Source organism: Achromobacter deleyi, from assembly GCF_902859705.1.
GTDB lineage: Bacteria > Pseudomonadota > Gammaproteobacteria > Burkholderiales > Burkholderiaceae_B > Achromobacter > Achromobacter deleyi.
In genome coordinates this window covers 48,121-61,725 of sequence record NZ_CADIJO010000014.1, presented here as the reverse complement: position 1 = coordinate 61,725, position 13,605 = coordinate 48,121, and the positions used below count along the sequence as shown (strand labels likewise).

Here is a 13,605-nt window from a genome sequence, read left to right as displayed (position 1 = left end):
GGCGGGCGCGGCCTGCGTTTGGGCGCAGGCCGGCTTGTTGGTCTTGCGTCAGGCCGCGATGCGGTGCTCGGGCTGGTCGGCGAGGTAGTGCGCTATCGCGGCGCGAGCGAGGGCGTCTATCGAGTCGGTCAGCGTGATGCCCAGGCTGGGGCGCAGCGCGTGGGGGACGGCCAGGGGGAGTTCGGTGCAGCCCAGGACGACGGCGTCGGCGCCGCGGGCTTTCAGGCGGGCGATGCCGTCGGCGGCGGGGGCGTAGGCGGCTTCCAGGCGGTTGCCTTTGACGGCGCGGATCGAGGCCATGCAGTAGCGTTCGACTTCGTCGTCGTTGGGGACGATGCACTCGTAGCCTTCGGCTTCCAGGTGGCGTTGGTACAGGCCGAGCTTGAGCGTGGCGGCGGTGCCCATGAGGCCGATGCGGCCTTTGGGCAGGCCGAGGCGGCGCAGGTCGTCGATGACGGCGCGGATGATGTGCAGGACCGGGCGCTGGGTGGACGCGGCGATTTCGTCGTACCAGAGGTGGGCGGTGTTGCAGGGGATGGCGATGAGCTGGGCGCCGGCGCGTTCGAGGAAGCGCACGCCTTCTACCATGTAGGGCAAGGGATTTTCGCCGCCGGCCATGTAGGCGCTGGAGCGATCGGGGATGCGGGGATCGTTGCGCAGCAGGGTGGGGATGTGTTGCTGGTCCGCGTCGGCGGGGGTGAGCGCCGCGAGGCGGAGCGCGAAGGCGGCGCCGGCCATGGGGCCCATGCCGCCCAAAACACCCAGGTAACAGCCCTGGGAATAGCTATTCACTTTGTTGACTCCAAGGTATTGCATTCCCGGGCGACAGAACCTGGCCCGGGCGTTCGGTGCCGGTTCGTTCCCCGTCCCAGACGGGTTTGCCGTTGACCCACACGTGGTGGATGCCGCGGCTTGCCTGAATGGGAGCTGAAAAAGTGGCCGTGTCTGTGACGTTGGCGGGATCGAACAGCACCAGGTCAGCATGATACCCCTCGCGCAGCAGGCCGCGCCCGGCCAGGCCGTATTGGGCGGCGGCCAGGCCGGTCATTTTGTGGATGGCGGCTTCGAGGGAGAGCAGGCGTTGTTCGCGCACCAGGGTGCGCAGCACGTTGGTGAAGGTGCCCCATTGGCGCGGGTGCGGATGGGGGTCGAAGGGCAGGCCGTCGGAGCCGACCATGGTCAGCGGATGGCTGAAGATGCGGTTGACGTCGGCGGGGTCCATCAGGAAGTAGATGGCGCCGGCGGGGGCCAGGCGGGCCAGGGCGGCTTCGTCGTCCAGGCCGAGTTCGGCCATGACGTCGCTGAAGTCGCGGCCGGTGGCGGCGGGGTAGCCCTTGGACCAGGTGATCATGGTGCGGCTGGCCAGGCGGGCGCGGTCCAGCCGCAGCATGGTGGAGGTGGCCGGGTAGGGGTGGCAGTCCAGGCAGACGGGCTGGGCGGCGGCGGCGCGGCTGATGAGGTCCAGGGTTTCGCGGCTGCGGCCGTGGTTGCGTTCGCCGGCCAGCTTGTGGTGCGAGAAGACGACGCGGCAGTCGAGTTCGCGGCCGATGAGCAAAGCCTCTTCCATGGCCGGGACGATGTGGTCGGCTTCGTCGCGCAGGTGGGTGGCGTAGAGGGCGCCTGGGCGGCCGCGCAGCGGCTGGCAGACGTCGATGATTTCGTCGGTGGGTGCGGCGCTGGCGGGCGGGTAGAAGGTGCCGGTGGAGACGCCGAAGGCGCCGGCGTCCAGGGCTTCTTGCAGCAAGGCGCGCATGGCCTGGCGTTCGGCGTCGTTGGCGGCGCGCGAGGTGTCGTCCATGACGGCGACGCGCAGGGTGGTGTGGCCGACGAGCGGGATGACGTTGACGGCGGCGGGGGTGTCGGCCAGGGCGTCGATCCAGGCGCGGAAGGTGGGGTAGCGAAACAGCTCGGTGGGGCCGAGCAGGTCCAGCGGCTGGGGGATGTCCTGGCGCGACAGGGGCGCCAGGCTGACGCCGCAGTTGCCGGTGACCACGGTGGTGATGCCCTGCGAGACCTTGGGCAGCATGTCGGGGTGCGCCAGCAGGTAGCCGTCGTCGTGGGTGTGCGAGTCGATGAAGCCGGGCGCGAGCGCCATGCCGGCGGCATCGATGACGCGCGCGCCGGGCGGATGGTCGAAGGCGCCCACGGCCACGATGCGGCCGTCCCGCACCGCCAGGTCGCCCGGGCAGCCGGGGCCGCCCGTGCCGTCGATGAGCGTGGCGCCCGCCACGATGAAGTCGGCCTGCAAGGGCTCAGGGGCCTTGCGGGATGAAGCGGCGGGGGCGCGATCGGTCATTGATGTGTCGGTCATGGGCGGTGGGGCGGGGTTCAGTCCAGTTTCTCGATGCCGGCGGATTCGATGATCTGCTTCCACTTGGCGGTTTCGCGGTCGATCAGCTGCTTGAATTCTTCGGGCGAGCCGGTGGCGGGCACGGCGCCCAGGGTTTCCAGGCCGGTGCGCACTTCGGGGGCCTGCAGGGCTTGCTGGATGTCGGCATTGAGCTTGGCGAGAACGTCGGGCGGGGTGCCCTTGGGGGCGACGACGCCGCCCCAGGCCACGGTTTCATAGCCCTTCAGGCCGGCCTCGTCCAGGGTGGGCACGTCGGGCATGAGCGACAGGCGCTTCAGGCTGCTGACGCCGATGGCGCGGACCTTGCCGCTCTTGACCAGCGGCGCGGCTTCGGACGTGTTGACGAACAGGTAGTCCAGGCGGCCGCCCAGCAGGTCCTGGATGGCGGCGGGGCCGCCGTTGTAGGGGATGAACATGACGTCGACTTTGGCCATGCTCTTGAACAGTTCGCCGCCCATGTGGCCGGTGGTGCCGACGCCGGATGCCCCGTAGGACAGGCGGCCGGGTTCCTTACGGGCGCGGTCGATCAGGTCCTGCACGCTCTTGACGGGGGAGTCGGCGGGCACGATCAGGGCGTTGTACAGGTCGAACATGTGGGCGACGGGGGCCAGGTCCTGGTCGACGTCGTAGGGCAGGCGCTTGAACAGCGAGCGGTTGACCGCCAGCGTGTTGATGTTGCCGTAGCCGACGGTGTAGCCGTCGGCGGCCGCGCGCTTGACCAGGGCGATGCCGATGTTGCCGGCGGCGCCGGGGCGGTTTTCGACGACCAGGGTGGCGCCGGTGTTCTTGGACAGCTGGGTGGTGATCAGGCGCGACAGCACGTCGGGCGAGCCGCCGGCGGCGGATGGCACGATGAAGGTGATCGGGTGGTCGGGATAGGCGCCGGCCAGCGCGCTGCCGGCAAAGGTGGCGGTCAGTGCCAAGGCGGCGAGGCTGCGAAAGACAGAGCGTTGCATGGTGGAAATTCCCCTTGTTTTGTTGTGTGGAGGCGGGCAGATTAGCACCGGGTTTGCCGCAGTGCGTCATCGAAAAATGTCGAAAACCTATAATCCGCCGTTATCGATGGTTGTGATGTCCAGGGCCCGTTCGAGGTCCTGTCGAGAGAACCGGTGCAAGGGGAAAAAATGGATGTGGACGCGTTTGTCGACGAGGTCGGGCCCAGTGCCGGCCGGCCGCTGAACCTGCGCCAGATCGAAGTGTTTCGCGCGATCATGATGGCCGGCTCGATCAGCGGCGCGGGCCGCATGCTGCACGTGTCGCAGCCGGCCGTGAGCCGGGTGCTGGCGCTGACCGAAAGCCGGCTGGGCTATCGGTTGTTCGAGCGCGTGAAAAGCCGCTTGTCGCCGACGGCCGAGGCGCGGCGGCTGTATGCCGAGGTCGAGCAGGTGTATGGCGGCATCGAACGGGTGAACGACCTGGCGGCCAGCCTGGGGCAATCCGGCGCGGGCATGCTCAAGGTGGTGGCCAGCGCCAGCTACGGGCAGCGCCTGGTGCCGCTGGCGCTGGGGCGCTTTCGCGACCGCAATGCGGATGCGCGGGTGGACTACCGCAGCGTCACGTTCGATGAACTGGCAGCGTATTTCCTGTCGGGCCAGGCGGATATCGGCATTTCGATGCAGCCGCCCGACCATCCCAACCTGACGTCGGTGAAGCTTGCCACCGTGCCGGTGATCTGTGCGCTGCCCAAGGGGCACCCCTTGGCCGAGCACGAGGTGGTGCATCCCGAAGATTTCGTGTCGGCGGCCTGGATCGGCTATCCGCGCGATACGCCGCTGGGGCGCGCGTTGCAGTCGTTCTTCGGCGCCGGGCCGGCCTGCGCGGCGGCGGTCGAGGTGCATTCGCCGGTCACGGCGTGTTCATTCGTGCAGCAGGGGTTGGGGCCGGCGCTGGTGGACGCCTGGTGCGTATCGCCGGACCAGACCGAGCACATGGTGCTGCGGCCGATCGCGCCGGCAGCCAGCGTCGAGGTGTGGGCGACGCACTCGAACCTGAGCGCGCCGCCCTTGCTGGCGCGGCGTTTCCTGGCCGCCGTGAAGAAGGTCCTGGAAACCGCCGCGCCGGTCTGATTACTCCAGGCCTTCGGCCTTGAGCGCGGCCATGACGCCGCTGTTTTCCTGCATGCGCGCAAAGAACGCGGCCAGGTGGTCTTGCCCCGACAGGTCGACCTGCTTGGCGTGTGCCCAGCGCAGCACCACGTACAGGTAGGCATCGGCCACCGACGGCTCGGCGCCGGCCAGGTAGGGCTTCTTGGCGAGCTGGGCGTCGAGCAGGGCGAACAGGCGCGTCAGCTGCTTGGACGCCGAGGCGGCCAGTTCGCGCTGCGGACCTTCGTCATTCAGGTAGCGCTGCGCGCCGAAGATCATCGAGAACGTCTTGTGGATGTCCGAGTTGATGAAGCCCAGCCAGCGGCGCACGTCGGCGCGCGAATGCGCCGAGCCATCGCCCAGCAGCTTGCTTTGGGGGGCTTGTTCGGCCAGGTATTCGAGAATGGCGATGTTCTGGGTCAGGGCGAAGTCGCCATCGACCAGCGCAGGCACGGCGCCCAGCGGATTGACCTTCAGGAACTCGGGGCCCTTCAGTTCATCGCGGCTGAGCTTGTGGGTGTCGTAGGGCTTGCCGATCCATTCCAGGACGATGTGGGACGCGAGCGAGCACGCGCCGGGCATGTAGTACAGTTTCATGTAAGGTTGACTCCTTGGAGAAAGAGCGGAAGCCGCCGCTCTTTGCGCCTATGGTACGCCACCGCCACGCGCCGTTGCGTACCGCTGCACCCCACACAGCCGCCGGAGACGTCCATGCCGCAACGCCTATCCGCGACTCGTCGCGCCTTGTCCACTTTCACCTTTGCCCTGGCGGGTTCCGCGTGCTTCGCGGCAAGCACCTGGGCCACGCCTGTCAAAAGTCCCGATCAACCCCCCGCCGTGGCCGCGCAGGTCACCGTCGTGGTGGGCGGATTGTCCAGCCCCTGGTCGATGGCGTTCCTGCCCGAAGGCGGAATGCTGATCACCGAACGCTCTGGCCAGCTGCGGCTGCTGCGCACGCCGGGCGGCCTGTCCAAGCCCCTGACGGGCGTGCCCAAGGTGGCCGCGCAGGGCCAGGGCGGGCTGCTGGATGTGGCGCTGTCGCCGGATTTCGCACAAGACCGTTATGTGTATCTGTCGTATGCCGAGTCCGACGGCAAGCGCAGCGGCACCGCGGTAGGCCGCGGCAAGCTGGCCGCCGATGGCAGCGGACTGCAAGACTTCAAGGTGCTGTTCCGCCAGGAACCGAAACTGTCCGAGGGCCAGCATTTCGGTTCGCGCCTGGTGTTCGACGGCAAGGGCTATCTGTTCATTTCGCTGGGCGAGAACAACCAGCGCCCGACCGCGCAAGACCTGGACAAGCTGCAAGGCAAGGTGGTGCGCCTGAAGGTGGACGGCTCGGTGCCGGCCGACAACCCCTTCGTGGGCCAGGCCGGCGCGCGGCCCGAGATCTGGTCGTACGGCCATCGCAATCCGCAGGGCATGGCGCTGAACCCCTGGACCGGCGCGCTCTGGGAACACGAACACGGGCCGCGCGGCGGCGATGAAATAAACCTGGTGCAGCCGGGCAAGAATTACGGCTGGCCGCTGGCAACCTACGGCATCAATTATTCGGGCCAACCGATCCCCGAGGCCAAAGGCGAGACGCTGCCGGGCATGGAGCCGCCGCTGTACTGGTGGGCCAAGTCGCCGGCCATCAGCGGCATGGCGTTCTACAACGCCGACCGCTTTCCGGCCTGGCGCCATTCGCTCTTCATCGGCGCGCTGGCGAACCAGAACCTGATCCGCCTGACGCTGGATGGCGACAAGGTGGTGGCCGAAGAACAGTTGCTGGTCGACCGCAAGGCGCGCATCCGCGATGTGCGCCAAGGGCCGGACGGCTATGTGTATGTGCTGACGGATGCGTCGCCGGGCCAGCTGCTGCGGTTGGCCCCGGCGCCTACGGGAGGGTGATCGCCATGAAGACCTATGAATTGATCGGTTCGCCGGGCTGCGGTTCGGCAGTGGTCGAGGCGGCGTTGGCGCTGGCCAATGTGCCGCACACGCTGACGGACGTGCCCTACCTGAAGCCGGGGGCCGAGCGCGACCGGCTGCTGCACCTGAATCCGCTGGGCCAGGTGCCTACGCTGATCACGCCTGATGGCGAGGTGATGACGGAAAGCGCGGCAATGGTGCTGCACCTGCACGACGTGGCGCCGCAGGCGGGCCTGGCACCCGAGGCCAGCAAGCCGGAGCGCGCGCATTTCCTGAACCTGCTGGTGCGGCTGGTGGCGGCGGTCTACCCAACCTTCACATTCGGCGATGACCCTGCGCAATGGACCACGCCGGGCGCGCCAGCCGATCTGCTGCGCGAGCGCATCCATATGCGGCGGGCCGAGCTGTGGCTGGAACTGGAACGCCAGGCCGGCACGCCGCACATGCTGGGCCGCCGCTTTTCGGCGCTGGACCTGTACGTGACGGTGATGACGCACTGGCGTCCGGGCCGCGCCTGGTTCGAGGCGAATTGCCCGGCCCTGAGCGCGGTGGCGCGTCAGGCGGCGCAGGAGCCGAACGTGGCGCGGGTGCTGGCGCGCAATTTCCCGCCGTTGACGGAGTAGCGTTTCGGCGTTCGGCAGCGGCGGTCCGCGCCGCTGCCGGTATTTCATTGATCGCGCGGTTTTGCGCTACGCCTTGGTGCGGCGCTTGCGCGAGCCATGGGCTTCGCGCAGCGCGATGTACACGCCGCTGCCGGCGATGAACAACGCGCCCAGGTAGGCGTAGGCATCAGGCGCTTCGCGCCAGAAGATCCAGCCCAGCAGCGTGGCCCAGATCAATCCGGTGTAGTCGAAGGGCGCCACGACGGACGCGGGCGCGATGCGAAAGCCCTGCGTGATGAGCGCCAGGCCCAGCGTGCTGAAGAGCGCCACGGCAGCGAAGTACGGCAGGTCGGCCAGAGCCGGCGTGTGCCACACCCACGGCAGCCCGACGGCGCTGCACACCAATTGCCCCGCGACGATGTAGAAGGTGGTGGTGAGCATGCCCTCGCCATGGCTGATGCCGCGCGCGGTGATCATCATGACGGCGTAGAGCAGCGCGGTGGTCAGCGGCAGCAGGGTGGCCGCCTGGAAGGCGTCGGTGCCGGGACGCACGATGATGAGCACGCCGGCAAAGCCGGCCAGCACGGCCAGCCAGCGCTTGGCGTCGACGCGTTCTTTCAGGATCAGCACCGACAAGGCGGTGACGAACAGGGGCGCGGCAAAGGCGATGGCGGTGGCCTCGGCCAGCGGCAGGGCGCGCAACCCCAGGTAGAAGCAACAGGCCGAGACGACGTTGATGGCGCCCCGCGTGAGGTGCAGGCCGGGGTGCGCGGTACGCAGTACGCGGCGTCCGCCCAGGCCGATGGCGAGCGCGGTGACGAAGGGCAGCGCGATGAGAGCGCGCAGGAACAGGATCTGCAGCGGGTTGTAGTTCGTGCCGAGCCATTTGGCGTTGGCGTCGCTGAGCGTCAGGAAGAAGATGCCGCCGATGACGCAGGCGATGCCGGCGGCGGCGGAGTGATTGCGGGTGGCGGGAAAGACGGTGGTGGAAGACATCGGGGTTCAGCGGGGGCGGCGGTGTTGCAACCGCCTGGGGTGATGCGGGGCAGGTGAATCAGCTTTGGGCGCGATAGGCGGCCAGGGCGACCATGGCCCAGGCGGCAAGGAAGGCGGCGCCGCCCAGGGGGGTGATGGCGCCGAGCCAGTGGGTGCCGGTGAGGGTCAAGGTGTAGAGGCTACCTGAAAACAGGACGATGCCGATGAACATGACGATGCCGGCGGCGGACAGCAGGGGGGAGCCGTAGCGGGCGCCGAGCAGGGCGATGATGAAGAGGCCGAGGCCGTGGATGAGGTGATATAGCACGCCGGTTTGCCAGACGGAGAGCAGCTCGGGGGTGACCAGGCGCTTCAGGCCATGGGCGCCGAATGCGCCGGCACCTACGGCTACCAGCAGGTTCAGGGCCGCTAGGACGGTTAGCTGGCGGTCTGTCATGCTTTTTCCTTTTTTCTGGGGGGCTGGGCTTTGGGTTCCTATGATAGGCGGAAATGTTGTTTGTTTTTTTTGGGCTTGCGTTGGGGAGTGCTTCGTAGGTCGTCCGTCGGGCGGCGTGTCTCGGTGGCGGGCGCCCACGATTGCGGTCCGGAGCCTTCGCTCCGGACTTCCCCTTCGTCATCGTCGTCCGCCTTCGGCTCCCTTCCGATTCCCTCGGGCGCATCGAGGTTGCCCGCCACCGAGACACGCCGCCCGACGGACTACGAGTGTCTGGGTGCGTGGCGGAGCTAGACCGAGTGGGGTGGGCGAGGGGTGCGGGGCCCGCTTCGTGCCGGCCGCGCGGGCGGCCTTACGAAGCTTACGCATTGTGGGGCGTCGGGGCCGTGTGCGCTGCGCGCGGGTGGGGAGCGAGTGGGAGGGGTGTGCTTCTTGGTGCGCTTGATGCTGTGCTCGATTGGCGGCTAGCGTGCGTCTTGTCGGCTTCTCTTTGGCAGTGGAGCTGATTGGTGAAGGTGCCGCGGCGAATTTGCCGCGGCGGTTTGAGGGGAGTTAGTCCACCGTGAGGACGGCGCGGCCTACGACCTTGCCGGCGCGTAGCGAGGCCAGGACGGTGTCGGCGTCTTTCAGGGGGTGGCGGTGGACGGGCATGGGGGGGACTTTGCCGGTGCGGACCAGGGTCATCAGTTCGCGTAGTTCGGCGAGGTTGCCGACGTAGCTGCCGATGATGGAGAGGGCCTTCATGGGGATGAGGGCGATGGGCCAGGACGAGGCGCCGCCGAAGAGGCCGACGATGATGAGTTTGCCGCCCTTGGTGAGGAAGTCGAAGGCGAGCGAGGTGGTGGCGGGGGCGCCGACGAGGTCGATGGCGGCTTGCAGGGGTTTGCCGCCGGCGGCCTTGAGGATTTGCTGGGCGGCGTCGGGGGCGGCGCCGTCGATGGCGGCGAGGGCGCCGGCTTTGAGGGCGGCCTGGCGTTTGGCGGGGTCGATGTCGACGATGATGCCGCCTTTGCCGCCCAGGGCCTTGATGAGGGTGAGGCTCATGAGGCCCAGGCCGCCAGCGCCGAAGATGACGACGGGGTGTTCGCGGTAGATGGCTTCGCCGATTTTCTTCAGGGCGGAGTAGGTGGTGAGGCCGGAGCAGGCGTAGGGGGCGATCTGGGCGGGGTCGAGGTCGCCGATGTCGATGAGGTAGCGCGGATGCGGCACCAGGATGTGGTCGGCGTAGCCGCCGGCGCGGTGTACGCCCAGGCAGGCGGGGGCGGTGCAGTGGTTTTCCTGGCCCGCGAGGCAGGTGGCGCAGGCGCCGCAGCCGATCCAGGGGTAGACGAGGTAGTTGCCGCCCGGGGCGGCGCCCTGGGCGTCGGGGCCGGCGGCGACGATGCTGCCGACGGTTTCGTGGCCCATGGTGAGCGGCAGGGTGACGCCGCGGTCTTTCAGCGACAGGGTACGGCCCTGGCCGAGGTCGTAGCCGCCTTCCCACAAGTGAATATCGCTATGGCAGACGCCCGCGGCGCGGACCTTGAGCAGCACCTGCGTGCCTTGCGGCGCGGGGGTGGGCGGGTCCATTTCCTGCAGGGGCTCGCGGAAGTTGACGACGCAATAGCACTTCATGATGTCTCCTCGTGGGATGGGCTTATTTTTTGACCAGGGGGCATTCGCTGTCGGCCAGCGACACGAACACGTTGTCGCCGGGCACCGTGGACAGGATGCGGTAGAAGTCGCCGGGGTATTTGGAGTCGGCCGGCTTTTTCACTTCGACCAGATACAGATCCATGATGACGCGTCCGTCTTCGGGGCGGATATGGGCATTCTTGATCAGTTTGGTGGTGATGGGCAACTCGCGCATCTTCTGGTTGACGGCGGCGCCGTCGAAGGTGCCGGCGGCCTGCGCGGCTTGCAGGTAGTGGGTGGTGGCGACGTAGCTCAGGGCCTGCACGATGGAGGGCGGGCGGGTGACGCCCATTTTCTTTTGCCAGCGGCGGGTCCATTCGCGGGTGTCGTCGTCGGCGTCCCAATAGAAACCGGTGGGAAAGGTCAGGCCCTGGGCGACGGGCAGGCCCATGGCTTGCACATCGTTGATGAAGGTCAGGAAGGTCAAGAGGCGCTGTTTGCCGCCGGTCAGGCCGAATTCCTGGGCTTGCTTGATGAGGTTGACCAGGTCGCCGCCCGCGCTGGCCAGGCCGACGACGTCGGCCTTGGAGGATTGCGCCTGCACCAGGAACGAGGCGAAGTCCATGGCGCCCAGCGGGTGGCGCGTGCTGCCGACGACCTTGCCGCCGGCAGCCTCGACGAAGCGGCTGGCGTTGGCTTCGAGCGATTTGCCGAAGACGTAGTCGGTGGTGATGAAGTACCAGGACTTGCCGCCGCTGTCGACGACGCTTTTGACCACCGCGTTGGCCAGGGCGTAGGTGTCGGGCGCCCATTGGGTGCTGAGGGGGCTGCATTGCTTGCCGCTGAAGTCGCCCGCGAAGCCGCCGCTGATGAGGGCGGTGCCGCCTTTTTCGCGCGCCACGCCTTGCGCGGCCAGGCCGGCCGAGCTGGCGCCGCCGTCCACGACGGCGACCAGCCCCTGGGTGTCGAACCAGCGCCGCACCAGCGCCGAGGCCACGTCGGCCTTGTTCTGGTTGTCGGCGCCGATGACCTCCACGGTCTTGCCGGCCGCCTTGCCGCCGAAGTCTTCGACGGCCATGCGCACGGCCATTTCCGAGCCCAGGCCGCCCAGGTCGGAATAGATGCCGGACCGGTCGTTGGAGACGCCCAGCCGGGCGACATCGCTTTGGGCCTGCGCGGCGCAGGTGGCGAGCAAGGCGGCCGCGGCCGCCCACAAGGGGTTGATACGCATCTGTCTGTCTCCACGGTCCGCTCGGCGAACCGGCGTGTGCATTGTTGGAATTGACGCGAATACGACGGCAGCGCGCCGGTGCTCCAGCCGGCTGAATTTGTTTGCTTGTTAAGGAATAAAAATTCCTGTGCAAGAAGTTAAATTTTCATATGTGAAAGGTCAATGGGTGGATTGCCTAGGTGGGGGCGTGCGCGGGCCGCTTGCCGGGCGGAGAACACGGCAGGCCAAAGAAAGGAAGGCGGGGGGAGGATGTGGCGGGCGGAAGCCTTGCGCGACGGCTGTCTTCAAGGGCTGGCGGGCCGCGCCGCCCGCCCTTGAGCACGGGGGATCAGGTGCCGCGCCGCACCAGCGTCGATTTGCCGAACAGGCTTTCGATCAGGTCCACGGCCAGGTCGGCCGTCTTGTTGCGCACGTCGAAGGCGGGGTTCAGTTCCACCACGTCCAGCGAGCGCATGAGACCGGTGTCGGCGATCATTTCCATGCACAGCTGCGCTTCGCGGTAGGTCGGCCCGCCCATGACGGTGGTGCCCACGCCGGGCGCGATCTCGGGGTCGAGAAAGTCGACGTCGAAGCTGACGTGCAGGTGGGTGTCGTCGTCCAGCCCGGCCAGCGCGGCCTGCATGGTGGCGCGCATGCCCATTTCGTCCAGGTAGCGCATGTCGAACACTTCCAGGCCGGCCTGGTGCACCAGGCGCTTTTCGCCGTCGTCGACGCTGCGGATGCCGATCTGGCGTACCCACGACGGATCGATGTCGGGCGTCTGGCCGGACATGCCGGTGATTTCCGCGGGGCCGTGGCCGCACAGGCAGGCCACCGGCATGCCGTGGATGTTGCCGGTGGGCGTGAGCGTGTTGGTGTTGAAGTCGGTGTGGGCGTCCAGCCACAGCACGCGCAGTTTCTTGCCGGCGGCGCGGCAGTGGCGCGCCACGGCGCTGATCGAGCCGATGCCCAGGCAATGATCGCCGCCCAGCAGGATGGGCAGGTGGCCCTGGGCCAGCGCGGCGTACATGGCGTCGTGCACGGCCTGGTTCCAGGCGGTGACCTCGGCCAGGTGGCGGTAGCCGTCCACGGGCGGTTGCCAGGGGTTGGCCGGGCCGTACAGGTTGCCCTGGTCGGTGACGGTAAAGCCCTGGGCTTCGATGACCGGCCCGATGCCGGCCACGCGCAGCGCTTCGGGGCCCATCGAGGCGCCGCGCGCGCCCGCGCCGATGTCGGTGGGGGCGCCGATGAGGGTGACGTGGGTGGGCAAAGCGGGGGTGTTCTGCAAGGTCTGGCTCCGTGAAGCTGGGGTCAGGGGCGCCCAGGGTGGGCGGCGGTGCCGTCGAGTGTAGCGCCGCTGCGTGTAGACATTGCCATGGCGATGGCCGGGCCTTTGCCGGTGGCGCGGCGGGGCTGCGGCACAATAGCGCCGAGACCCGCATCGATCCCCGGGCGGGTGCCCGATCTTTTTTCGGACGACTTCATGTTCCAGCAATCCCTGTTCCTGACTTTGGCGCGCCGCGCCGTGGCCGCGCTGGCCCTGGCCGGGCTGACCGCCCTGGCGCCGGCCCAGGCCGCCGACAAGCCGCTGCGCATCGGCGTGATCGCCAGCGTGGCCAATGCCGCCACCGAGCTGGCCATCGCCGAGGCGCGCAAGGCGGGCCTGGAAGTGCAACTGGTGGAATTCAATGACTGGGTGCTGCCCAACATTGCGGTGGCCGACGGCTCGGTGGACGCCAACTTCTTTCAGCACGAGCCTTTCCTGGAGCTGTTCAACGCGCGCCGCGGCGCCAATCTCAAGCCCATCGCGTACGGCTATTCGACGACCATCGGCCTGTTCTCCAAGAAGCTCAAGAAGGGCGAACCGCTGCCCGACGGTGCCACCATCGCGGTGCCCAACGACCCGGTGAATACGGGCCGCGCCTTGCTGCTGCTGGAATCCATCGGCCTCATCAAGCTCAAGCCGGGCGTGGCGCACCAGGCCACGCTGCAGGACGTGACCGACAACCCCAAGCGCCTGAAATTCGTGCAGATCGAAGGCTCGCAATCGGCGCGCACGTTCGACGACGTGACGGCCTCGGTCACCTACACCACGTTTGCCAAGCAGGCCGGCCTGGATGAAAAGGACGGCCTGGCGTTCGACAACAAGGACCCCGCCAACGTGCGCCGCTACGCCATCCGCTGGGTGGCTCGTCCTGACCGCGCAGAAGACCCGCGCCTGTTGAAGTTCATCGCCATCTACCAGCAGTCGGCCGAGGTCAAGGCCAAGCTGCGCAGCCTGTATGGCGACCTGATCGCGTTTCCCTGGTAGGGGCTGGCGGGCAGGGCGTGCTGGCGTGGCAGTCGACGGCAGCGCTGCTCGTGACCGCGCAGTAGGGCTTGGCAGGCCGCAGGGGCAGGGGGCG

At 68.1% G+C, this 13,605-nt stretch carries 13 protein-coding genes; 4 read left to right on the top strand and 9 right to left on the bottom strand.

Translation table 11 applies throughout. From position 1 onward, the window contains the following. Positions 1-48 precede the first annotated feature (48 nt). Genes cuyB through HV798_RS19735 form a run of 3 tightly spaced genes read right to left on the bottom strand, consistent with a single transcriptional unit; the run spans position 49 to position 3,306 of the window. Positions 49-792 (bottom strand): cysteate racemase, encoded by a 744-nt coding sequence (cuyB, locus tag HV798_RS19745; RefSeq protein ID WP_175193502.1) that lies wholly within the window; start codon positions 790-792, stop codon positions 49-51. Further along, on the bottom strand, positions 785-2,296 hold the full coding sequence (locus tag HV798_RS19740; RefSeq protein ID WP_246288974.1) for an N-acyl-D-amino-acid deacylase family protein: 1,512 nt from the start codon (positions 2,294-2,296) through the stop codon (positions 785-787). The genes cuyB and HV798_RS19740 overlap by 8 nt, the downstream gene beginning before the upstream one ends. A gap of 32 nt (positions 2,297-2,328) precedes the next feature. Continuing rightward, a complete protein-coding gene (locus HV798_RS19735; protein WP_025140813.1) occupies positions 2,329-3,306 on the bottom strand; it encodes a Bug family tripartite tricarboxylate transporter substrate binding protein in 978 nt (325 codons plus the stop codon). Positions 3,307-3,474: 168 nt separating this feature from the next. Between HV798_RS19735 and HV798_RS19730 the strand changes: the two genes are divergently transcribed. After that, positions 3,475-4,416 (top strand): LysR family transcriptional regulator, encoded by a 942-nt coding sequence (locus tag HV798_RS19730; RefSeq protein ID WP_029954537.1) that lies wholly within the window; start codon positions 3,475-3,477, stop codon positions 4,414-4,416. Here the strand turns inward: HV798_RS19730 and HV798_RS19725 are convergent, their stop codons facing one another. Next, positions 4,417-5,031, bottom strand: a complete 615-nt coding sequence (locus tag HV798_RS19725) for a glutathione binding-like protein (RefSeq protein ID WP_175193500.1) — start codon at positions 5,029-5,031, stop codon at positions 4,417-4,419. Positions 5,032-5,145: 114 nt separating this feature from the next. Between HV798_RS19725 and HV798_RS19720 the strand changes: the two genes are divergently transcribed. Both HV798_RS19720 and HV798_RS19715 read left to right on the top strand, forming a co-directional pair. Then, positions 5,146-6,324: a PQQ-dependent sugar dehydrogenase gene (locus HV798_RS19720; RefSeq protein ID WP_175193499.1), complete on the top strand. Its 1,179-nt coding sequence runs from the start codon at positions 5,146-5,148 to the stop codon at positions 6,322-6,324. 5 nt (positions 6,325-6,329) lie between these two features. Beyond that, the gene (locus HV798_RS19715; protein ID WP_175193498.1) at positions 6,330-6,968 is read left to right on the top strand and encodes a glutathione S-transferase family protein; all 639 of its coding nucleotides are present in this window, start codon (positions 6,330-6,332) and stop codon (positions 6,966-6,968) included. Positions 6,969-7,034: 66 nt separating this feature from the next. On the opposite strand, the gene HV798_RS19710 is transcribed toward HV798_RS19715, so the two are convergent. The 5 genes from HV798_RS19710 to rocF form a co-directional block, all read right to left on the bottom strand. Next, entirely contained in the window at positions 7,035-7,943 is a 909-nt protein-coding gene (locus HV798_RS19710) for a DMT family transporter (protein WP_175193497.1), read from the bottom strand. Between the two features lie 58 nt (positions 7,944-8,001). After that, a complete protein-coding gene (locus tag HV798_RS19705) occupies positions 8,002-8,379 on the bottom strand; it encodes a DUF423 domain-containing protein (protein WP_175193496.1) in 378 nt (125 codons plus the stop codon). A gap of 549 nt (positions 8,380-8,928) precedes the next feature. Next, positions 8,929-9,990 (bottom strand): alcohol dehydrogenase, encoded by a 1,062-nt coding sequence (locus HV798_RS19700; protein WP_175193495.1) that lies wholly within the window; start codon positions 9,988-9,990, stop codon positions 8,929-8,931. 22 nt (positions 9,991-10,012) lie between these two features. Further along, complete coding sequence (locus HV798_RS19695; protein WP_175193494.1) at positions 10,013-11,221, bottom strand: ABC transporter substrate-binding protein; 1,209 nt, start codon at positions 11,219-11,221, stop codon at positions 10,013-10,015. A gap of 328 nt (positions 11,222-11,549) precedes the next feature. Beyond that, positions 11,550-12,488, bottom strand: a complete 939-nt coding sequence (rocF, locus tag HV798_RS19690; RefSeq protein WP_175193493.1) for an arginase — start codon at positions 12,486-12,488, stop codon at positions 11,550-11,552. A 195-nt stretch (positions 12,489-12,683) separates the two neighbouring features. Here rocF and HV798_RS19685 point away from each other — a divergent pair, with 195 nt between their 5' ends. Further along, positions 12,684-13,511 carry a MetQ/NlpA family ABC transporter substrate-binding protein gene (locus HV798_RS19685; RefSeq protein ID WP_175193492.1) on the top strand — a complete coding sequence of 276 codons (828 nt, stop codon included), beginning with the start codon at positions 12,684-12,686 and terminating at the stop codon, positions 13,509-13,511. Positions 13,512-13,605: the final 94 nt, after the last annotated feature.